General features: G+C 62.9%; 21 protein-coding genes and 1 riboswitch. Of the genes, 13 read left to right on the forward strand and 8 right to left on the reverse strand.

From position 1 onward, the window contains the following. Positions 1-8: 8 nt before the first annotated feature. On the forward strand, positions 9-1,022 hold the full coding sequence (gene hemH, locus M1D87_RS04065) for a ferrochelatase (RefSeq protein WP_123085659.1): 1,014 nt from the start codon (positions 9-11) through the stop codon (positions 1,020-1,022). A 121-nt stretch (positions 1,023-1,143) separates the two neighbouring features. Here hemH and M1D87_RS04070 read toward each other — a convergent pair whose 3' ends face one another. Then, positions 1,144-2,415 (reverse strand): uracil-xanthine permease family protein, encoded by a 1,272-nt coding sequence (locus M1D87_RS04070; protein WP_123085660.1) that lies wholly within the window; start codon positions 2,413-2,415, stop codon positions 1,144-1,146. 2 nt (positions 2,416-2,417) lie between these two features. Beyond that, complete coding sequence (upp, locus tag M1D87_RS04075; protein WP_011532223.1) at positions 2,418-3,056, reverse strand: uracil phosphoribosyltransferase; 639 nt, start codon at positions 3,054-3,056, stop codon at positions 2,418-2,420. 161 nt (positions 3,057-3,217) lie between these two features. On the opposite strand from upp, the gene M1D87_RS04080 reads away from it, so the two are divergent. From M1D87_RS04080 to M1D87_RS04095, 4 genes are all read left to right on the forward strand, one after another. Then, positions 3,218-3,775 (forward strand): hypoxanthine-guanine phosphoribosyltransferase, encoded by a 558-nt coding sequence (locus M1D87_RS04080; protein WP_003256346.1) that lies wholly within the window; start codon positions 3,218-3,220, stop codon positions 3,773-3,775. A 2-nt stretch (positions 3,776-3,777) separates the two neighbouring features. Beyond that, the gene (locus tag M1D87_RS04085) at positions 3,778-4,251 is read left to right on the forward strand and encodes a WbuC family cupin fold metalloprotein (protein WP_039613799.1); all 474 of its coding nucleotides are present in this window, start codon (positions 3,778-3,780) and stop codon (positions 4,249-4,251) included. Positions 4,252-4,432: 181 nt separating this feature from the next. Continuing rightward, positions 4,433-4,903, forward strand: a complete 471-nt coding sequence (locus M1D87_RS04090) for a hypothetical protein (protein ID WP_013970925.1) — start codon at positions 4,433-4,435, stop codon at positions 4,901-4,903. Positions 4,904-4,971: 68 nt separating this feature from the next. Then, the gene (locus M1D87_RS04095) at positions 4,972-5,262 is read left to right on the forward strand and encodes a PA4642 family protein (RefSeq protein WP_123085321.1); all 291 of its coding nucleotides are present in this window, start codon (positions 4,972-4,974) and stop codon (positions 5,260-5,262) included. Between the two features lie 178 nt (positions 5,263-5,440). Here the strand turns inward: M1D87_RS04095 and mqo are convergent, their stop codons facing one another. Together mqo and M1D87_RS04105 are read right to left on the reverse strand one after the other, a co-directional pair. Beyond that, entirely contained in the window at positions 5,441-6,949 is a 1,509-nt protein-coding gene (gene mqo / locus M1D87_RS04100; RefSeq protein ID WP_123085322.1) for a malate dehydrogenase (quinone), read from the reverse strand. 600 nt (positions 6,950-7,549) lie between these two features. After that, on the reverse strand, positions 7,550-7,783 hold the full coding sequence (locus tag M1D87_RS04105; protein WP_013970928.1) for a hypothetical protein: 234 nt from the start codon (positions 7,781-7,783) through the stop codon (positions 7,550-7,552). A 145-nt stretch (positions 7,784-7,928) separates the two neighbouring features. On the opposite strand from M1D87_RS04105, the gene M1D87_RS04110 reads away from it, so the two are divergent. Together M1D87_RS04110 and M1D87_RS04115 are read left to right on the forward strand one after the other, a co-directional pair. Then, positions 7,929-8,513: a YajG family lipoprotein gene (locus M1D87_RS04110; RefSeq protein WP_013970929.1), complete on the forward strand. Its 585-nt coding sequence runs from the start codon at positions 7,929-7,931 to the stop codon at positions 8,511-8,513. 197 nt (positions 8,514-8,710) lie between these two features. Next, positions 8,711-8,971 (forward strand): hypothetical protein, encoded by a 261-nt coding sequence (locus tag M1D87_RS04115; protein ID WP_013970930.1) that lies wholly within the window; start codon positions 8,711-8,713, stop codon positions 8,969-8,971. Positions 8,972-9,087: 116 nt separating this feature from the next. On the opposite strand, the gene M1D87_RS04120 is transcribed toward M1D87_RS04115, so the two are convergent. Next, a complete protein-coding gene (locus tag M1D87_RS04120; protein WP_024086266.1) occupies positions 9,088-10,254 on the reverse strand; it encodes a 1-acyl-sn-glycerol-3-phosphate acyltransferase in 1,167 nt (388 codons plus the stop codon). A 125-nt stretch (positions 10,255-10,379) separates the two neighbouring features. On the opposite strand from M1D87_RS04120, the gene M1D87_RS04125 reads away from it, so the two are divergent. From M1D87_RS04125 to M1D87_RS04140, 4 genes are all read left to right on the forward strand, one after another. After that, positions 10,380-10,562: a CPXCG motif-containing cysteine-rich protein gene (locus M1D87_RS04125; RefSeq protein WP_003260667.1), complete on the forward strand. Its 183-nt coding sequence runs from the start codon at positions 10,380-10,382 to the stop codon at positions 10,560-10,562. After that, positions 10,562-10,822: a putative signal transducing protein gene (locus tag M1D87_RS04130; protein ID WP_013970931.1), complete on the forward strand. Its 261-nt coding sequence runs from the start codon at positions 10,562-10,564 to the stop codon at positions 10,820-10,822. Before M1D87_RS04125 ends, M1D87_RS04130 begins: the two co-directional genes overlap by 1 nt. A gap of 15 nt (positions 10,823-10,837) precedes the next feature. Continuing rightward, complete coding sequence (locus M1D87_RS04135; protein WP_003260669.1) at positions 10,838-11,458, forward strand: SOS response-associated peptidase; 621 nt, start codon at positions 10,838-10,840, stop codon at positions 11,456-11,458. A gap of 179 nt (positions 11,459-11,637) precedes the next feature. Further along, positions 11,638-12,453, forward strand: coding sequence for a M48 family metallopeptidase (locus M1D87_RS04140; protein WP_013970933.1), 816 nt, complete (start codon positions 11,638-11,640; stop codon positions 12,451-12,453). Positions 12,454-12,603: 150 nt separating this feature from the next. Here the strand turns inward: M1D87_RS04140 and M1D87_RS04145 are convergent, their stop codons facing one another. The 3 genes from M1D87_RS04145 to M1D87_RS04155 all read right to left on the reverse strand — a co-directional run bounded on the left by M1D87_RS04145 (position 12,604) and on the right by M1D87_RS04155 (position 15,474). Beyond that, positions 12,604-13,188 carry a TMEM165/GDT1 family protein gene (locus M1D87_RS04145; RefSeq protein ID WP_123085323.1) on the reverse strand — a complete coding sequence of 195 codons (585 nt, stop codon included), beginning with the start codon at positions 13,186-13,188 and terminating at the stop codon, positions 12,604-12,606. 87 nt (positions 13,189-13,275) lie between these two features. Then, a riboswitch (yybP-ykoY riboswitch) is annotated at positions 13,276-13,416 on the reverse strand. A gap of 39 nt (positions 13,417-13,455) precedes the next feature. Further along, entirely contained in the window at positions 13,456-14,454 is a 999-nt protein-coding gene (locus M1D87_RS04150) for a class I SAM-dependent methyltransferase (RefSeq protein ID WP_123085324.1), read from the reverse strand. A gap of 54 nt (positions 14,455-14,508) precedes the next feature. Then, a complete protein-coding gene (locus M1D87_RS04155) occupies positions 14,509-15,474 on the reverse strand; it encodes a 2-hydroxyacid dehydrogenase (protein ID WP_123085325.1) in 966 nt (321 codons plus the stop codon). 312 nt (positions 15,475-15,786) lie between these two features. Here M1D87_RS04155 and M1D87_RS04160 point away from each other — a divergent pair, with 312 nt between their 5' ends. Together M1D87_RS04160 and M1D87_RS04165 are read left to right on the forward strand one after the other, a co-directional pair. After that, entirely contained in the window at positions 15,787-17,469 is a 1,683-nt protein-coding gene (locus M1D87_RS04160; protein ID WP_123085326.1) for a fatty acid--CoA ligase, read from the forward strand. A gap of 331 nt (positions 17,470-17,800) precedes the next feature. After that, the gene (locus tag M1D87_RS04165; protein WP_039613806.1) at positions 17,801-19,687 is read left to right on the forward strand and encodes a DUF1302 domain-containing protein; all 1,887 of its coding nucleotides are present in this window, start codon (positions 17,801-17,803) and stop codon (positions 19,685-19,687) included. Positions 19,688-19,694 lie beyond the last annotated feature (7 nt).

Below are 19,694 nucleotides of genomic sequence, written 5' to 3' on the forward strand. Positions count from 1 at the left end.
GACGCTGCATGACCGATCACGCCCTGCTGCTGGTCAACCTGGGTTCCCCGGCCTCCACCTCGGTGGCCGATGTGCGCCGCTACCTCAACCAGTTCCTCATGGACCCGTATGTGATCGACCTGCCCTGGCCGGTACGGCGCCTGCTGGTGTCGCTGATCCTGATCAAGCGCCCGGAGCAGTCGGCGCACGCCTATGGCTCGATCTGGTGGGAAGAGGGCTCGCCGCTGGTAGTGCTGACCCGTCGCCTGCAGGCGGCAATGGTCGAGCACTGGCCCCATGGCCCGGTGGAGATTGCCATGCGCTATGGCCAGCCGGCCTTGCCCGAGGTGCTGGAGCGCCTGGTGGCCCAGGGTGTGCGCAAGGTGACCCTGGCGCCGCTGTATCCACAGTTCGCTGACAGCACGGTGACCACTGTGGTGGAACTGGCCAGGCAGACGGTCAGTGAACGCCAGTTGCCGTTGCAACTTCGCGTGCTGCAGCCATTCTACGAGCACCCGGACTACATCGAGGCATTGGTCGCCAGCGCCCGGCCTTACCTGGAGCAGGACTACGACCATCTTTTGCTGAGCTTTCATGGTTTGCCGGAGCGGCACCTGAAGAAGCTCTACCCGACCGGCAAGCATGACCTGCGCGCGGCGGATTGTTGCGAAGGAGCCAGTGCCGAGGTGCGTGCGGTGTGTTATCGCGGGCAGTGTCTGGCCACGGCCAAGGCTTTTGCGCAGAAGCTGGGCATACCGGACGGCAAGTGGTCGGTATCGTTCCAGTCGCGGCTCGGGCGCGACAAGTGGATCGAACCCTACACCGAAACCCGGCTGGACGAACTGGCCGAGGCCGGAGTGAAGCGGTTGCTGGTGATGTGCCCTGCGTTCGTTGCCGATTGCATCGAGACGCTGGAAGAGATCGGCATGCGTGGCAGCGAGCAGTTCGTCGAGGCTGGCGGGCGGGAGCTGGTGCTGGTGCCGTGCCTGAATGATCACCCGGAGTGGGTGAGGGTGTTGGCCGACATGTGCGAAAAAGCCTGATTGTCAGGTTGCCTTTGCCGGCCTCTTCGCGGGTAAACCCGCTCCCACAGGTTTTGTACAATGCCTGCGGGCACCGGGGTGCCTGTGGGAGCGGGTTCACCCGCGAAGGGGCCAGATCAGGTCAAAGCTGATCGTCCAGCTTCTTTTGCTTCCAGCCATCATTGCCCGGCAAGATCAGGTTCAGGGCGATAGCCACGATTGCACACAGGGCGATGCCCTTCAGGCCCCAGTCATCCGGGCCATCACCACTGCCGATCAGTACGCCGCCGATACCGAACACCAGTGTCACCGACACGATCACCAGGTTGCGCGCTTCAGCCAGGTCGATCTTGTGGCGGATCATGGTGTTCATACCCACCGCCGCGATCGAACCGAACAACAGGCACAGGATGCCGCCCATCACCGGTACCGGGATGCTCTGCAGTAGCGCGCCGAACTTGCCGATGAAGGCCAGGGTGATGGCGAAGACCGCCGCCCAGGTCATGATCTTCGGGTTGTAGTTCTTGGTCAGCATCACCGCGCCGGTGACTTCGGCATAGGTGGTGTTGGGCGGGCCGCCGAACAGGCCGGCTGCGGTGGTGGCCAGGCCGTCGCCCAGCAGGGTGCGGTGCAGGCCGGGCTTCTTCAGGTAGTCGCGGCCGGTCACGCTGCCGACTGCGATCACCCCGCCGATGTGCTCGATCGCCGGTGCCAGGGCAACCGGGACGATGAACAGGATGGCCTGCCAGTTGAATGCTGGCGCGGTGAAGTTGGGCAGCTCCAGCCACGGCGCGGCGGCGATCTTGGCAGTGTCGACCACGCCAAAGGCGAACGACAGGGCAAAGCCTACGAACACGCCGGCAATGATCGGCACCAGACGGAAGATGCCCTTGCCGAACACGGCAACGATCAGCGTTGTCAGCAGGGCCGGCATCGAGATCATCATGGCGGTCTTGTACGGCAGCAGCACGCTGCCGTCACCGGCCTTGCCCATCGCCATGTTGGCGGCGATCGGCGCCATGGCCAGGCCGATGGAGATGATCACCGGGCCGATCACCACCGGCGGCAGCATGCGGTCGATGAAGCCGGTGCCTTTGATTTTTACCATCAGGCCCATGAAGGTGTACACGAAACCTGCGGCCATCACGCCGCCCATGGTCTCGGCCAGGCCGAACTGGCCCTTGGCGAGGATGATCGGGGTGATGAAAGCAAAGCTCGAGGCCAGGAACACGGGTACCTGGCGGCCGGTGACCAGCTGGAACAGCAGGGTGCCGATGCCGGCAGTGAACAGCGCTACGTTCGGATCGAGGCCGGTGATCAGTGGCATCAGCACCAGCGCGCCGAATGCCACGAAGAGCATTTGCGCGCCCGAAACGACCTGGCGCCAGAGCGGGTCGTTGAAGCCGTCCTGCATGGTCAGGCGTCCTTTTGCTTGGTGCCGAAGATCTTGTCACCGGCATCGCCCAGGCCCGGCACGATGTAGCCGTGTTCGTTCAGGCGCTGGTCGATCGAGGCGGTGTAGATCTGCACGTCCGGGTGGGCTTTTTCCACCACTTCGATGCCTTCTGGCGCAGCGACCAGGACCATGGCGCGGATCTCTTTGCAGCCGGCCTTCTTCAGCAGGTCGATGGTGGCGACCATCGAACCGCCGGTGGCCAGCATCGGGTCGATGATCAGGGCCAGGCGCTGGTTGATGTCCGGCGCGAGCTTTTCCAGGTAGGTGTGGGCTTCGAGGGTTTCCTCGTTGCGAGCAACGCCGACGGCGCTGACCTTGGCGCCCGGGATCAGGCTGAGCACGCCGTCGAGCATGCCGATGCCGGCACGCAGGATCGGTACCACGGTAATCTTCTTGCCGGCGATTTTTTCAACTTGCACCTTGCCGCACCAGCCGTCGATCTCGTAGGTTTCGAGCGGCAGGTCCTGGGTGGCTTCGTAGGTCAGGAGCGCGCCGACTTCCTGGGCAAGTTCGCGAAAATTCTTGGTGCTGATATCGGCACGGCGCATCAGGCCGAGCTTGTGGCGGATCAGCGGATGGCGGATCTCACGAGTGGGCATAGGGGGGCTCCGAAAGGCGGGCAAAAAAACCGCGCTAGATTAATCTATTCAGCCTGTGCTGTCGTCTGGTCATTCTGGACGTTAGTCCATAAATGCTTGATCTGTGACGAGCGGATGCGTACCTTTGCCCGCTTTTCCAAAATGCACCCCCGGAGAGCGCCATGTCCGCCGATCTCGAGCATATCCGTCAAGTCATGCGTGAAGCTGACTGCCTGTACACCGAAGCCGAAGTCGAAGCGGCCATCGCCAAAGTCGGCGAGCAGATCTGCAAGGACCTGCACGACAAGAACCCGGTGGTTTTCTGCGTGATGAACGGCGGCCTGATCTTCTCCGGCAAGCTGCTGACCCACCTGCAGTTCCCACTGGAAGCCAGCTACCTGCACGCTACCCGCTACCGCAACCAGACCAGCGGCGGCGAGCTTTTCTGGAAGGCCAAGCCCGAAGTATCGTTCATCGACCGTGACGTACTGATCGTCGATGACATCCTCGACGAAGGGCACACCCTCAGCGCCATCATCGAGTTCTGCAAGCACGCCGGTGCGCGCTCGGTGCACACCGCGGTACTGATCGACAAGGACCATGACCGCAAGGCCAGCCCGGAACTCAAGGCCAACTACGTGGGCCTGCCCTGCGTCGACCGCTATATCTTCGGTTACGGCATGGACTACAAAGGCTACTGGCGCAACGCCAACGGCATTTTCGCCGTAAAGGGGCTGTGATCATGCGCCAGCCTGCGTTCATCGACCAATCGCTGTTCGCCGGGCTGGCCGCAAAGGCTGCAGCCAACCCGCGTGGGCGGCAACATCACAATTTCCATGAGATGGAAGAGCCTTGCCACCGCATGGCAGTCGGGCTGCAACCGAGCACCTATATCCCGCCGCATCGACACCTGAGCGATGACAAAGCCGAAACGCTGGTCGTGCTCAAGGGTTGCCTGGGCCTGCTGCTCTTCAACGAGCAGGGGGCGGTGATCGACAAGCGAGTGCTGCAGGCGGGCGGCGATTGCCTGGGTGTGGACCTGGCGCCCGGCATTTACCATGGGCTTGTGGTGCTGGAGCCGGACAGCATCCTGTTCGAGTGCAAGGCCGGACCGTATCGGCCGGTGGGTGAAGGCGAACATGCGCACTGGGCGCCGCGCGAAGGAGAAGAGGGCGTGGACGAGTACCAGGCCTGGATGCGCGCGCAGTTCGATTGATGTCGACTGTACCGGCTTCGTTGCCCTGTAGGAGCAGCCTTGTGCTGCGAAGGGGGTATGACTAAAGATGTTCTGTGGCAATGCTGGCCTCTTCGCAGCACAAGGCTGCTCCTACAGGGCGATAGGGTCATACGCCCCAGGCACTCCATGCTAGAGTGCTCCTTCATTCAAGGAGCCTCACATGCGTGCGTTTCTTCCCCTCCTGCTGGCGGTCAGCCTGCCACTCGCCGCCGCACCGCTGCACAGCCAGTTCCTGCCACCTGACGACCAGTCCCTGCGCCAGGAAGCGCCGACCGGCCAGCAATTGCTGCAAGTGACCGACTACTCGGTGGTAGTGGGTACCCAACGCCAATCCGACCAGCAGCCGATCCCGATCACCTCGTCGTTGCAGGTGCGCCTCAAGGGCAAGCCGCTGAGCAAGGGCGCAACCATCGCCCAGGTACTGCTGACCTTTGACGGTGAAGCGGCCAAGAGCCTGAAGAAACCCGTATACGATGAGAAAACCCGCACCCTGAGCCTGAATTATCCGCTCAGCGACTACCGCGTGATCATGGACCTGCTGCGCAACGAGACGCTGTATGTGCAGTTCCTCACCTACGGCAACGGCCACGTCTGGGCCGACCTGCACACCGGTACCGTACGTACGCGTTGAGGCGCCCGGCCTGCGGGGGGTACACTGCCGGCCTTCGAAATTTCGTGATGGTCCAGTTGGAGTCGGCAATGCGTAAAGACAAGAAACAGGTAATCGGTGACGAGATCAGCGACGACTACATCAAGTCGTTCCTCGAGTTCGAGCCGGCTGATGGCGTGACCTCGCCGTCGCTGCACAAGCTGGTCAAGGCCTACCGCGGCCTGCGCATCGACGATTTCGAGCGTTTTGTCGGCTTCTTCGTCGAGGCTGGGCTGGACCTGGATGGCAAAGACGAGCACGGCCAGACCTTTGTCGAGCAGATTGCCGACCAGCGCAATGCGCCGGATTACATCGAGATTATCGCCAAGGCCCGTGGCTGATTTGTGAACATGCTCGGGCCTCTTCGCGGGTAAGCCCGCTCCCACAGGTACAGCACAGCCCTTAGCTGTGGTGCGGTCCTTGTGGGAGCGGGTTTACCCGCGAAAGGGCCGGAGCAGGCTTACAAAGATCCAGGCACAAAAAAACGCCCCGAGGGGCGTTTTTTCGTGACCGGCCGAATCAGGCGTAATGCTTGGCCGCCGGGCTGCTTTCCACCAGGTCCAGCGCCACGTCGTTGTCGGCACTGATCTTGTGGTACAGCGCAGCATCGGTCGCCAGGGTCTTCTCGCGAGCCGGGAAGATTTCCTTGAGCTTGGCAGCCCAGGCACCTTTCGCCTGCTCGGGGAAGCAGCGTTCGATCAGTTCCAGCATGATCGACACGGTTACCGAAGCACCCGGCGATGCACCGAGCAGTGCGGCCAGGCTGCCGTCCGAGGCCGACACCAGCTCGGTACCGAACTGCAGCACGCCGCCTTTTTTTGGGTCTTTCTTGATGATCTGCACGCGCTGACCGGCTACTTCCAGGCGCCAGTCTTCGGCCTTGGCCTGCGGGTAGAAGCGACGCAGGGCTTCCAGGCGCTGCTCCATCGACTGCATCACTTCGCTGACCAGGTACTTGGTCAGGTCCATGTTGTCACGGGCTACGGCCAGCATCGGGCCGATGTTGCCCATGCGTACCGACAGCGGCAGGTCCATCAGCGAACCGTGTTTCAGGAACTTGGTGGTGAAGCCGGCATATGGGCCGAACAGCAGCGATTTCTTGCCATCGACCACGCGGGTATCCAGGTGCGGTACCGACATCGGCGGGGCGCCGACCGCGGCCTGGCTGTAGACCTTGGCCTGGTGCTGCTTGACGATTTCCGGGTTGTCGCAACGCAGCCACTGGCCGCTGACCGGGAAGCCGCCGAAGCCTTTGCTTTCCGGAATGCCCGACAGCTGCAGCAGCGGCAGGGCCGCGCCACCGGCGCCGAGGAAGACGAAGCGGGCGTCCACTTCACGGCTACCGCCGCTGTTGACGTCCTTGATGCTCACGGTCCAGCCCTTGCCGTTACGGCGCAGGCCAACGACCTTCTTGCTGTACTTGACCTGGGCGTCCTGCGAGTCGCCCAGCAGCTTCAGCAGCTTGTTGGTCAGGGCGCCGAAGTTGACGTCGGTGCCCTTGAGCACGCGGGTGGCGGCGATGTGCTGGTCGGCTGGGCGGCCTGGCATCATCAGCGGCATCCAGTCCTTCATCACGGCCTTGTCTTCGGTGTATTCCATGTCCGCAAAGGCATGGTGCTGCTTGAGCAGCTCATAGCGCTTCTTGAGGAAGGAAACACCCTTGTCACCCTCGACGTAGCTCAGGTGCGGGACAGGGTTGATGAAGGCACGTGCCGAGCCGAAGTTGCCCTTCTTGCTCAGGTAGGCCCAGAACTGGCGCGAAACCTCGAACTGGGTGTTGATGTGCACGGCCTTCTTGATGTCGATGCTGCCATCGGCGGCCTGGGGCGTGTAGTTAAGCTCGCACAGGCCGGCGTGGCCGGTGCCTGCGTTGTTCCAGGGGTTGGAGCTTTCCGCGGCTCCGGAGTCCATCGCCTCCACGACCTCAAGCTTCAGGGTCGGGTCGAGCTCCTTGAGCAGTACGGCCAGGGTGGCACTCATGATGCCTGCGCCTACCAGTACCACATCAACCGATTCGTTCTGCGCCATTTAACGCGTCTCCACAATCTACAGCTACCTAATTGACAGCATAGGACCTGGGTTCGCCAGGGTCGCCATGTCCGACTTTTCGCAGTTCTTGCAACTTCCGCGGACACCGCCAATCAGTCTTCGGGTTCGCGTATTGAACGCGGTTTGCCACGGGTGCGGCAATTCGACTTATGGTCAAGGTGTCGTGCGTGCGTTATGGAACGGCTCAGACACTCATACGGGATGAGCGCATTTGCCGCCTGTTCAGGGCTGTTCGGGACACATCTGCCGCTTTTGCACATGCCAGACTGTTCATTTGCTCGCCACACTCTTGTGAAGTTGTGAAAACCGTTTTTTCACGCTCTTTTGGAGACGTGAACCTCAAAAGGGGACTGCGCGATGGCAACCCGCAGGTTCATGCAGTGTGAAGGGCCGGAAAAGCAGGCACGACAGCCGATGCAAGACCTGAGTGGAAGGCTCTCTGTGGGCGAAGCATTGAAGTTGCCGGGGTCAATCGGCGAGTGCGGGGCCCGATCAGGAGACGTCCTTATAATCGGGGGGAGATTATAGCGATGTCGCGGGCAGAAATGTCGCCATTCGTGGTTTTTATTGCAGCGTTTGTCAGGCCGCGAGGATGCGCTGGTGCCAGCGGCGGCTTGCGCGGGCGCAAACCCGGGCACTGGCGGGCAGCTCGCGGCCCAGCCAGGCGAGCCGGATTTCGCCGATCTGGACCCAGCCGCTGCCGCTGGGCGCCTGGCTGCATTGCTTGAAGGCCAAGCATTTGCCGTCGGCATCGAGGCGGGCATAGGTGTTGTGGCGCGGGCGTTGGAACAGCAGGGTCCAGAGCGAGGCCATGGCAGCGAGTCCTGTGCGTTAGGGCTTGGCGCAAGGATAAGGGCGCGGCGATGAAACGATTGTGACAAGCGGGCCGGACCGATGACTGGTCGATGCGTGGCTAGGTATACTGTGGGCCTTCGCCGCTTTTTCTGGAGTAACGCGCATGTTGCAACGTCTGTTGTTCGGTTTGATCGCCGTGGCCAGCCTCAGCCTGGTCGGTTGTGCCCACAGCCCGCAACAACTCAACCCGCAACCCACGCTCAAGGCCCAGCTCGCCCCGGTCGGCCATGGCCAGCCGGTAGTGGTCCGGGTAGTTGATGGCCGGGCCTCGCAGTCCCTGGGCACTCGCGGTGGCATGTATCCCGAGACCAGTACCATCAGCGTGAGTGGCAACGACATCGTGCCCAAGCTGCAGGCCCAGGCCGAAGCCGCCGTACGCCTGCTCGGCTTCACCCCGACGCCGAACGCCTACAACGCGCCGCAGTTGACCGTGACCCTGGCCGAGCTGAAGTACCAGTCGCCGAAAGACAACCTGTACGTGACCGAGGCTACCATCGGCGCCACCTTCCGTGCCGACGTGTCCAATGGCGGCCGCCGCTACAGTGGTCGTTACGGCGCTTCGCTGGACCAGCGTTTCGGCATGGCGCCGAACCAGGAAACCAACACCCAGCTGGTGGGCGATGTGCTGAGCGATGCCCTGACCCGCATGTTCAAGGACCCGACCATCGGTCAGGTGCTGGGGCAGTAAGCCTTCAGCTATAAAACAAAACCCGCTGCCTGTGTTCCAGGCAGCGGGTTTTTTGTTGTCTGTGCCCGCGAAGAGGCCGGCAAATCTTCATGCCATGCCAGATGAAATTCGATGACACTTTGTCGCCTGAACCGGGCGTCTGGGCATGACTTGGGTAGAATGCCGGCCTTTGCCGTCGCTCATACCGAGGTTGCGTGATGTCCTTGCAAGTGCTCTGGGGGTTCCTGGCCGCCCACCCGACCAAGCTGATCAATTTGCTGGCGCTGCTGCTGACCTGCCCGGGCGGGTTGCTGCTGCACAGTGCGCGGCGGCGCGAGGCCGAAACCCGCGAATACATGGCGGTGGACGAGGGGGTGGTGGACGCGTTCGACCTGCGGGTGCCGCGGTACTTCTACATTCTCGGCTTTTCGTGCCTGGCGATGGCGTTGCTGCTGTCCTGGTTCAGTACCTGGATTTGAGATTTCAGGGCCGCTTTGCGGCCCATCGCGACACAAAGCCGCTCCTACAGGTATGCACGATCCCCTGTAGGAGCGGCCTTGTGTCGCGATGGGCTGCAAAGCAGCCCTAGGATCGATCAGGCAACCGGTGCCTGCTGCCTGACCTGGTACTGGTTGCGCACCGGCGTCGCATACTGCAGCACAAGGTACGGCCGCTGCTCCTCAGGACAGGCATCCAGGCGGCGTTGCCATTCCTCCTTGGCCCGAGCCAGCTCATCGGCCGGGAACACCTTCTCGGCGCTCGGCACCTGTAGCGCCTCATCCTTGCCATCCCACATTGCATAGGCCAGGTAGTGCACCGGGAACAGTCGGTAGCCACCGAGGATCTGCCGGTCGATTTCCGCTGCCAGCTGCTTGGTATCCTCGTGATACTCGGTCACCGGCGGGGCGAAGTTGATGTGCACCCGGCCTTTGTAGCCGGTAATGCCCTTGGCGATGCTGTTGTCGTCCTCGCCCGGCGCCTTCTTGTAGGTGCCGGTGGTGGCGCGGATGTACAACTCGCGGGCCTTGGCCTGGTCGCACGGGTCATATTCGTAGCTGATCGAAACCGGCGTCAGGTTCAGGCTCTGGATCACCGCGCCGAACGGCTCGTCCTTGCGGCTCATGTGGAACATCTTGAGGATCGCCGAATCGGTGCGGTCGTCACCGTCCTTGGCCCGGCCTTCTGCCTGGGCGATCCAGATCGACGTGGCGTCGTTGCGGATCGAGTGGTTGATGTAGGCTGAGAGCAACTGGTAGGCCGCCAGCTTCTCGCGGCGCCCACTGATCGAGCGGTGCACGATGAAGCTCTTGTTCAGGCGCATCATGTCGCTGACAAACGGCTTTTGCAGCAGGTTGTCGCCAATGGCGATGCGCGGCGTGGGCAGGCCGGCGTGGTAAACCGCGTAGTTGACGAAGGCCGGGTCCATGACGATGTCACGGTGGTTGGCCAGAAACAGGTAGGCGGTGCCGGCCTTGAGCTGCTCCACGCCCGAATAGGTGACGCCGTCGGTGGCGCGGTCGATGGTCTGGTCGACGTAGTACTCGACTTTGTCCTGCAAGGTCGAGACACAGGTGACACCGGCGAATTCCTTGCGCAGGCGGCGGGCGATCAGCGGTTTGAGCAACCAGCCGAGAGCACCGGCCGCACGCGGGAAGCGGAAGTGGGTGAGGATATCGAGGAATGCCGGGTCGCTGAGCAGGCGTGCCAGAACGGCAGGGACCTCAGCGTCGTCGTACGGTCGGATGGCATCGAATTCGCCCATCATGCTCTCTTGTTGGAAACGGCTAGGGTAATAAGGTAAGGGCGGGCTCCGAAAAACGGCTCGGACACACACAGGCCCTGTAAACAGACCGGCAATTATACGCATAAGTCACCCCGGAGGCCGCGATGCTGCAAACTGCGATCTACGATTGCCCTTATTGTGGCGAAGAAGTCGAAACCACGGTGGACCTGTCCGGTGGCGATCAGGAGTACATCGAGGACTGTCAGGTATGCTGCAAGCCTATCCGCTTCGTGCTGCAGGTTCATGGCGAGGAGTGGATGCTGGATGTATTCGGTGAGAATGACTGATGCAGCGTATCTACGAACCGGAAAACCTGCTCGAGGCTGAAATGCTGGCGGGCATGCTCGCCAGCGAGGGGGTCGAGGCGCACCTGGTTGGTCGTGACCTGATCGGTGCTGCCGGTGAACTGCCGATGCAGGGCTTGCTTGGGCTTGCCGTGGCTGATGAACAGGCCGAGTACGCACGGCAGCTGATCGATGCGTACAATGATGCCCAGCCACTGGTTGGCGACGAACCGGAGAGTTTCCCCGGTACCTTGATCTGCTAGGTTCTGAATTCGCCCATGTGTGGACGTTACGCCCTGTTTCGCTGGCCCCAGGCTCTTGCCAGTCTGCCGGGCTTTCCCGTTGGCCAGCCAGCCCAATGGAACATCTCGCCCGGGGCTTCGGTGCTGATCCAGCGCCAGCTCGACGGCCAGTTGCAACTGGCCAAGGCGCGCTGGGGGCTGACCCCGGCCTGGCTCACCGACCTGTCCCGCACCCCCGCCCATGCCCGCGCCGAAACCCTGGCCGAGCAGCCGATGTTTCGCGACGCGTTTCGCCTGCGCCGCTGCCTGATGCCGGCCAACGGCTTTTACGAATGGCGCGGCAGCGTGCGCAAGCGCCCATACTGGCTGACCCCGGGGGAGGGCGCATCGCTGTACTTCGCCGCCGTGTGGGAGGCCTACCCGGTGCAGGACCAGGTTTGGCTGAGTTGTGCGGTGGTGACCCAGGCGGCGATGAACCAGCGTCGGCCGTTGATACTGGACGAGGCGGGGCAGGCGGCCTGGCTTGACCCGGACACGCCGCTGGCCCGCCTGCATGAATTGTTGGCCAGCCCGCCGGCGACGTTGCGTGAGCGGGCCCTGGCGCATTTCGTCAATGATCCGAAGCTGGATGCGCCGGAGTGCCTGACTCCGGCCTGATGTATGGCTGTGCCGGCCTCTTCGCGGCTGAAGCCGCTCCTACAACGATCGCATTATCCCTGTAGGAGCGGGTTCACCCGCGAAGGGGGCGGCACAGGCGACGAAAATCTTCCCTGCGGCTATGGCGGCCCCAAGCGACTCGGCCTACGATACGGCGCATGTAAAAAGGGAGTGTTTTCATGCGCAAGTCTTTTGTCGTCAGCCTGTTGAGTGCTGGCATCCTGCTGGCCGGCTGCCAGGCGGTTAATACCACCAGCGGCGGTGCTGTCGGCGTCGAGCGCCAGCAGTACATGTTCAGCATGCTTTCGACCGATGAAGTCAACCAGATGTACGCCCAGTCGTACCAGCAGACCCTGGGTGAGGCATCGAACAAAGGCGTGCTCGACAAGTCCAGCGCAGATGCCAAGCGTGTGCAGGTAATTGCCAACCGCCTGATTGCCCAGACCCCCAAGTTCCGCCCGGATGCCGCGCAATGGAACTGGGAAGTCAACGTGATCAAGAGCGACGAGCTCAACGCCAACTGCGGCCCGGGCGGCAAGATCATCGTCTACACCGGCCTGATCGATCAGCTCAAGCTCACCGATGCGGAAATTGCTGCGGTGGTGGGCCACGAGATCGCCCACGCTTTGCGTGAGCACAGCCGCGAGGCGATGTCCAAGGCGTATGGCGTGGAAATGGCGCGCCAGGGCGCCGGTGCCCTGTTTGGCCTCGGCCAGGGCAGCATGGCCATGGCCGATACCGTGGTGAACTATGCCATGACCCTGCCCAACAGCCGGGCCAACGAGAACGAAGCCGACCTGATCGGCCTGGAGCTCTCGGCGCGTGCCGGTTACGACCCGAATGCCGCAATCACTCTGTGGAACAAGATGAGCCAGGCTTCCGAGGGCGCGCCGCCTGAGTTCATGAGCACTCACCCGGCGTCCCAGAGCCGCATTGCTTCGTTGCAGGCGGCCATTCCGAAGGTGATGCCGCTGTATCAGGCAGCCAAGAAGTAAGCCCCGACTTCCAGATGCTTACCCCTTGTAGAAGCAGCCTTGTGCTGCGAAAGGGTCGGTAAGAGCACCACATTTCCTGGTGCCTGTACCGGCCTCTTCGCAGCGCAAGGCTGCTCCTACAGGTTCGGCGTCAGCCTGTCGCCTTTCGAGTTACCCCAACCAGCCACTGGCTTTCATCGCCGAGTACACGGCCACGATCGCCAGCACGAAGAACGCCGTGGCCGCCAGGCGACGGATCAGCGTCAGCGGCAGTTTGTCCGCCGCGAAGTTACCCGCCAGTACCACTGGCACGTTGGCAATCAGCATGCCCAGGGTAGTACCGATAATGACCATGATCAGGTACGGATACTGTGCTGCCAGCATTACCGTGGCGACCTGGGTCTTGTCACCGATTTCAGCCAGGAAGAACGCGATCAGCGTGGTCAGGAACGGCCCGAAGCGGCGCGCCGGGTTCTCGTCGTCCTCCATCTTGTCCGGAACCAGGGTCCATAGGGCAGTGGCGGTGAAGCTCGCGGCCAGGATCCAGTGCAGTGCCGAGTCGCTGAAGAAGCTGCCGACCCACGCGCCCACGGCACCAGCCGCGGCATGGTTGGCCAAGGTGGCGGCGATGATGCCGGCGATGATCGGCCAGGGCTTGCGGAAGCGGGCAGCGAGTATGAGCGCGAGCAATTGCGTCTTGTCGCCGATTTCGGCGAGGGCAACGATGGCGGTGGGGACCAGCAAAGATTCCAGCATCAGGATTCCTACGGGGGCGGGTCGACACGGCTATGACACGTACAGCCTCCCCGCCCCGGGTAAGGTGTGCGTGTCATAGGTCTTGTCAAACCCTGGATCCGTCTATGCGGATCTCGCCATGCAGGCTGGCATGGTGGGTCGCACGCGCCATGGTCTGTGGACCAAGTATGTTGACGCGTACCGGGCGAGCAGGGCGCTCGCGGGAGACTACTCCCCTAGGACGGTGCGGATTCTGCCTAGGCAAAACGCTTTCGGCAAGCGCTGTTTTTATCCGTGTGTTGCCTGGTAGATGCGGAAACCGTCCGCCTCGTCGCGTACCTGGCAGTTGCCCAGCGCGCCTTCGATCAGTGGCTGGTAGCGCAGGAAACTGTTGGCAACCAGGCGCATTTCGCCACCTTTTCGCAGATGAACGGCTGATTTTTTCAGCAAGTTTTCCGATGCCTGGTAGTTGGTGTGCACCCCGGTGTGGAACGGCGGGTTGCTCAGGATCAGGCTCAGCTCGGTCGGCGCCGCGTCGATGCCGTCGCCGCTGATCACTTCGCCCTCCAGACCATTGGCGGCCAGGGTCAGGCGGCTGGCGGCCACGGCGAAGGCATCCACATCCAGCAGGGTCACCCGGTTTTGTGGATAACGGCGCTTGACCGTGGCGCCCAGCACCCCGGCACCGCAGCCGAAGTCCAGCACATGCCCGCTCGGCAGGCCGTCGAGGTGCTTGAGCAGCAGGGCGGTACCGCGATCGAGGCGGCCATGGCTGAACACACCGGGCAGGCTGACCACTTGCAGCGGGCCGTCTTCCAGGCTGAGCTCGAAGCGTTCGGCCAGGCTTTCCAGGGGCTTGGCCTCTGGCGCGTGCTCGATGGTCACCTGCCACAGCTGGCAATGGCGGGCGCTGTCGAGCTTGCGCGGCTTGCCAAAGGCCTGCAGCTGCTTGGCCGCACCCTCGATGCCACCACGTTTCTCGCCGACCAGGTACAGCTCGCGGCCCGCCAGGCGCGAGGCCAGGGCGTTGAGCAGGTAGGCGGCCAGTTCGCGGGACTTGGGCAGGAACAGCACGGCGCTGTCGAAAGCCACTTCAGGGGGCTCCACCGCATAGTGGCTGCGGCCGGCGAAGCGGCTTTCGAGCATGGCCTGGTCGCCCGCATGCCAGCTCCAGGCTTGGGCCTGGGGCAACTGGCCAAGCAGGCCGTCGGCGGGGGCGCCGGCGAGCAGCAGCGGGCCCTGGAACAGCTCTGCCTGGCGGAGCAACACTTCACTGCGCGGGTCCATGGACGACGCCTCCTGGAAAAAAGTGGCGCAGTTTAGCAGAGGCGGGCGTCGGGCTCAGCTAACCACGCGGCGTGGCTGCCCGGCGAAGAAGGCCTGGGCGTTCTCGCTGAGCTGGCCGACGATGCGCTGGCGCGACTCCACCGCGCCCCAGGCGCTGTGCGGGGTGATGATCAGGCGCGGGATGCCGGGCTCGAGCAGCGGGTTGCCGTTGACCGGCGGCTCCACGCTCAGCACGTCGGTGGCGGCACCGCCCAGGTGGCCACTGCGCAGGGTGTCGGCCAGCGCCTGCTCGTCGATCAGGCCGCCGCGGGCGGTGTTGACCACCAGCGCGTTTGGCTTGAGCAAGGCCAGTTCGCGGGCCCCGAGCATGTGTCGGGTGTGCTCGTTCAGCGGGCAGTGCAGGGTCAGGGCGTCGACTTGCGGCAGCAACTCGTCCAGCGGCAACCGGTCGGCGCGTTCCGGGCGGCCGGGGATCTGCCCGCTGAGCACGCGCATGCCAAAGGCTTCGGCCAGTCGCGCCACCGCGCCGCCCAGTTCACCGTGGCCGAGCAGGCCAAGGGTCTTGCCCTCCAGCTCGACGATGGGGAAGTCCAGCAGGCAGAACTGGCTGGCCTTGGCCCACTGGCCGTCGGCTACCGCCTGGTTGTAGTCGCACAGGCGGGTGGCCAGTGCCAGTAGCAGGGCGAGGGTGTGCTGGGCGACGGACGGTGTGCCGTAGCCCTGACAGTTGCACACGGTGATGCCCTGAGCGCGGGCGGCCGCCAGGTCGACGTTGTTGGTGCCGGTGGCGGCCACCAGGATCAGCTTCAGCTGCGGGTTGGCGGCCAGGGTCGCGGCGTCGAGCATGACCTTGTTGCTGACTACCGCTACCGCGCCCTGAAGGCGTTCGGCGACCTGCTCCGGACGGGTGGCGGCGAACAGTTCGAACTCGTCGAACTGCTGCTTCAGGGGCGAGAGGTCGAGATCGCCCAGGTCCAGGGACTGGTGATCGAGAAACACGGCGCGACGCGGGCTGGGCATGAAGTTCTCCGAGGCTGGACGGGATTTCGGTGTCGCGGCCATTCGCGGGTAAACCCGCTCCCACAGGTACTGCACCAGCCTTTGCAATGGTGCAATACCTGTGGGAGCGGGTTTACCCGCGAATAGGCCATCAGCTTCACCACATAACCTGAAGCTGCCGCCGCAGTGTCTAGTTCAACCTTGCCGCCCGTCAACGCCCGCCACTCATACCTTCATCACGCAAATCATTCCTTCGGCTGATTTAGCCGTCACATTGGCGAACTACAGTAGTTCCCAGACTTGTCCGGCCCGCTTTCCAGAAAAGGGATACCCATGTTGCAGACCCGCATCATCAAGCCCGCCGAGGGCGCCTACGCCTACCCCCTGCTGATCAAGCGACTGCTGATGTCTGGCAGCCGCTATGAAAAGACCCGCGAAATCGTCTACCGAGACCAGATGCGGCTGACCTACCCCCAGCTCAACGAGCGCATAGCGCGCCTGGCCAACGTGCTGACCGAAGCCGGGGTAAAGGCCGGTGACACCGTGGCGGTGATGGACTGGGACAGCCACCGCTACCTGGAATGCATGTTCGCCATCCCGATGATCGGTGCGGTGGTGCACACCATCAACGTGCGCCTGTCGCCCGAGCAGATTCTCTACACCATGAACCACGCCGAAGACCGCGTGGTGCTGGTCAACAGTGACTTCGTCGGCTTGTACCAGGCCATCGCCGGGCAACTGACCACGGTCGACAAGACCCTGCTGCTGACCGACGGCCCGGAAAAGACAGCCGAGCTGCCCAACCTGGTGGGCGAGTACGAGCAACTGCTGGCCGCTGCCAGCCCGCGCTACGACTTCCCGGACTTCGACGAGAACTCGGTGGCCACCACCTTCTACACCACTGGCACCACCGGCAACCCCAAGGGTGTGTACTTCACTCATCGGCAACTTGTGCTGCACACCCTGGCCGAAGCTTCGGTGACTGGCAGCATCGACAGCGTACGCCTGCTGGGCAGCAACGACGTGTACATGCCCATCACGCCGATGTTCCACGTGCACGCCTGGGGCATTCCCTACGCCGCCACCATGCTGGGCATGAAGCAGGTGTATCCGGGGCGCTACGAGCCGGACATGCTGGTCAAACTGTGGCGCGAAGAGAAGGTCACCTTCTCCCATTGCGTGCCGACCATCCTGCAGATGCTGCTCAACTGCCCGACCTCCCAAGGTCAGGACTTCGGCGGCTGGAAGATCATCATCGGCGGCAGCGCACTCAACCGCTCGTTGTACCAGGCCGCCCTGGCACGCGGCATCCAGCTGACCGCCGCGTATGGCATGTCCGAGACCTGCCCGCTGATTTCCGCCGCCCACCTTAACGACGAACTGCAGGCCGGCAGCGAGGATGAGCGCGTCACTTACCGCATCAAGGCCGGCGTGCCGGTGCCGCTGGTGGAGGCGGCCATCGTCGACGGCGACGGCAACTTCCTGCCCGCCGACGGTGAAACCCAGGGCGAGCTGGTGCTACGTGCGCCATGGCTGACCATGGGCTACTTCAAGGAACCGGAAAAAAGCGAGGAGCTGTGGCAGGGCGGCTGGTTGCACACTGGTGATGTCGCCACGCTCGACGGCATGGGCTATATCGACATCCGCGACCGTATCAAGGATGTGATCAAGACCGGTGGCGAGTGGATTTCCTCGCTCGACCTCGAAGACCTGATCAGCCGTCACCCGGCCGTGCGCGAAGTGGCGGTGGTAGGGGTGGCCGACCCGCAGTGGGGTGAACGCCCGTTTGCCCTGCTGGTGGTGCGCGAAGGCCAGGTCATTGACGCCAAGGCGCTGAAGGAACACCTCAAGCCGTTCGTCGAGCAAGGGCACATCAACAAGTGGGCGATTCCAAGCCAGATCGCCGTTGTTACCGAAATTCCCAAGACCAGTGTCGGCAAGCTCGACAAGAAACGCATCCGCCAGGACATCGTCCAGTGGCAGGCCAGCAACAGCGCGTTCCTCTCCACGCTGTAACCGCCATGCGGGTCGCGTAGTGCAGCGCGCGACCCGCATTCTAGAGGGGTGGAGCCTTGCCAAACGGCAGAAATACGCCATCCTTTAGCACTGCCAGCGCGCAGCCGGGGCAACATGGCAGCGAGTTGGCCGCACGGAGCGCAAATCACACTTTAGAGGGATCAAGCGCCTGTGCCTTGCTGGCTATAGTCGGGGCCAGGGGATTTTCAGGAATGGGGGAGGCGACATGCGCAAGCCGTGTCGCCGCGGGCGCAAGCCTGCAAACCGGTCGCTCGGGCCGTTCTTGAAAGGACTCACTGCCATAACAAAAAAAGTACATGGAGTAGCGTCGATGAAATCTGCAAACCTGTTCTGGCGCCGGGCCAAGTTGCCCCTGGCCGTCAGCCTTGCTTCCACGCTCGCAAGTCCTGCTTTCGCTGTCAGTTTCAACATTGGTGAAATCGAAGGCCAGTTTGACTCGTCGCTCTCCATCGGCGCCAGCTGGTCGACGGCCAACCCCAACAAGAACCTGATCGGGGTGAACAACGGCGGCAAGGGCCTGTCGCAGACATCCGACGATGGCCACCTGAACTTCAAGAAGGGCGAAACCTTCTCCAAGATCTTCAAGGGCATCCATGACCTGGAGCTCAAGTACGGCGACACCGGCGTGTTCGTCCGCGGCAAGTACTGGTACGACTTCGAGCTGAAGGACGAAGGCCGCGAGTTCAAGGACATCAGCGACTCCAACCGCAAGGAAGGCGCCAAATCGTCCGGTGCCGAACTGCTCGACGCATTCGTCTACCACAACTACTCCATCGGCGATCAGCCAGGCTCGGTGCGCCTGGGCAAGCAGGTGGTGAGCTGGGGTGAAAGTACCTTCATCGGTGGCGGCATCAACTCGATCAACCCGATCGACGTGTCGGCGTTCCGCCGCCCGGGGGCCGAAATCAAGGAAGGCCTGATCCCGGTCAACATGTTCTACATCTCGCAGAGCCTGACCGACAACCTGTCGGCGGAGGCCTTCTACCAGATCGAATGGGACCAGACGGTCGTCGACAACTGCGGCACCTTCTTCTCCCAGCCAGACATCATTGCCGACGGCTGTACCGACAACCTGCGCGTGCTCAACAGCAGTCGCACAGTGCCGGGGGCGGCGCAGCAATTCCTTGCCACCCGTGGCGTGGACATCAATGAGGAAGGGGTGATGGTGCGCCGCGGCGCCGACCGCGATGCGCGTGACAGCGGCCAGTTTGGCGTGGCAATGCGCTACATGTTCGAGCCGCTGGACACCGAGTTTGGCGCCTACTTCATGAACTACCACAGTCGTGCGCCAATCTTCAGTGCTACCGGGGCCGCGCCTTCAGTGTTCGCCGGCCTGAGCGCATTGCCTGCACAGCTGCGCGCATTGGCACCGCTGATCGTGGCAGGTAACTCCGAGTACTTCGTCGAATACCCCGAGGACATCCGCCTTTATGGCTTGAGCTTCTCTACCACGTTGCCCACCGGGACCGCCTGGAGCGGCGAACTCAGCTACCGCCCCAACGCACCGGTGCAACTGAATACCACGGATATCCTGTTCGCCGGGGTCCGCCCCATTGGCGGTGCCTTGAGCAACGCTTCTCTGCTGACCGGTACGCCGGGGCAGGACTTGCACGGGTATCGCCGCAAGGAGATCACTCAGTTCCAGACCACCCTCACGCATTTCTTCGACCAGGTAATGGGCGCCAGCCGCATGACCGTGGTGGGCGAGCTGGGTGTCACCCATGTGGGCGGCCTGGAGAGCGCCCACGATACCCGCTACGGTCGCGATCCGGTGTTTGGTCCAGGCCCGCTGCCATCCACCGGTGGGGCAAACACCTGTCAGGCCCTGAATGCCAGCACCATCGCAGGCGCTGGTGCCGGTGCCTCCACCGCCAACCTGAGCCGCAACTGCGAGAACGATGGCTTTACCACCAGCACTTCCTGGGGTTACCGCGCCCGAGTCATCTGGGACTACAACGATGTCTTTGCCGGGGTCAACCTGAAACCCAGCGTGGCCTGGTCGCATGACGTCTCCGGCTATTCGCCGGGCCCTGGCGCCAACTTCGAGGAAGGCCGCAAGGCCGTCAGCCTGGGCCTCGACGCCGAGTACCAGAACACCTACACGGCGAGCCTGTCGTACACCAACTTCTTCGATGGCAAGTACACCACCGTGGATGACCGCGACTTCGTCGCGCTCAGCTTCGGCGTGAACTTCTAAGCATTCA

It is taken from the genome of Pseudomonas sp. SA233 (assembly GCF_054792385.1).

Coding starts and splice junctions, on each gene's coding strand:
- hemH (WP_123085659.1), top strand. CDS start 9: ATGACCGATCACGCCCTGCTGCTGGTCAACCTGGGTTCCCCGGCCTCC.
- M1D87_RS04070 (WP_123085660.1), bottom strand. CDS start 2,415: ATGCAGGACGGCTTCAACGACCCGCTCTGGCGCCAGGTCGTTTCGGGC.
- upp (WP_011532223.1), bottom strand. CDS start 3,056: ATGCCCACTCGTGAGATCCGCCATCCGCTGATCCGCCACAAGCTCGGC.
- M1D87_RS04080 (WP_003256346.1), top strand. CDS start 3,218: ATGTCCGCCGATCTCGAGCATATCCGTCAAGTCATGCGTGAAGCTGAC.
- M1D87_RS04085 (WP_039613799.1), top strand. CDS start 3,778: ATGCGCCAGCCTGCGTTCATCGACCAATCGCTGTTCGCCGGGCTGGCC.
- M1D87_RS04090 (WP_013970925.1), top strand. CDS start 4,433: ATGCGTGCGTTTCTTCCCCTCCTGCTGGCGGTCAGCCTGCCACTCGCC.
- M1D87_RS04095 (WP_123085321.1), top strand. CDS start 4,972: ATGCGTAAAGACAAGAAACAGGTAATCGGTGACGAGATCAGCGACGAC.
- mqo (WP_123085322.1), bottom strand. CDS start 6,949: ATGGCGCAGAACGAATCGGTTGATGTGGTACTGGTAGGCGCAGGCATC.
- M1D87_RS04105 (WP_013970928.1), bottom strand. CDS start 7,783: ATGGCCTCGCTCTGGACCCTGCTGTTCCAACGCCCGCGCCACAACACC.
- M1D87_RS04110 (WP_013970929.1), top strand. CDS start 7,929: ATGTTGCAACGTCTGTTGTTCGGTTTGATCGCCGTGGCCAGCCTCAGC.
- M1D87_RS04115 (WP_013970930.1), top strand. CDS start 8,711: ATGTCCTTGCAAGTGCTCTGGGGGTTCCTGGCCGCCCACCCGACCAAG.
- M1D87_RS04120 (WP_024086266.1), bottom strand. CDS start 10,254: ATGGGCGAATTCGATGCCATCCGACCGTACGACGACGCTGAGGTCCCT.
- M1D87_RS04125 (WP_003260667.1), top strand. CDS start 10,380: ATGCTGCAAACTGCGATCTACGATTGCCCTTATTGTGGCGAAGAAGTC.
- M1D87_RS04130 (WP_013970931.1), top strand. CDS start 10,562: ATGCAGCGTATCTACGAACCGGAAAACCTGCTCGAGGCTGAAATGCTG.
- M1D87_RS04135 (WP_003260669.1), top strand. CDS start 10,838: ATGTGTGGACGTTACGCCCTGTTTCGCTGGCCCCAGGCTCTTGCCAGT.
- M1D87_RS04140 (WP_013970933.1), top strand. CDS start 11,638: ATGCGCAAGTCTTTTGTCGTCAGCCTGTTGAGTGCTGGCATCCTGCTG.
- M1D87_RS04145 (WP_123085323.1), bottom strand. CDS start 13,188: ATGCTGGAATCTTTGCTGGTCCCCACCGCCATCGTTGCCCTCGCCGAA.
- M1D87_RS04150 (WP_123085324.1), bottom strand. CDS start 14,454: ATGGACCCGCGCAGTGAAGTGTTGCTCCGCCAGGCAGAGCTGTTCCAG.
- M1D87_RS04155 (WP_123085325.1), bottom strand. CDS start 15,474: ATGCCCAGCCCGCGTCGCGCCGTGTTTCTCGATCACCAGTCCCTGGAC.
- M1D87_RS04160 (WP_123085326.1), top strand. CDS start 15,787: ATGTTGCAGACCCGCATCATCAAGCCCGCCGAGGGCGCCTACGCCTAC.
- M1D87_RS04165 (WP_039613806.1), top strand. CDS start 17,801: ATGAAATCTGCAAACCTGTTCTGGCGCCGGGCCAAGTTGCCCCTGGCC.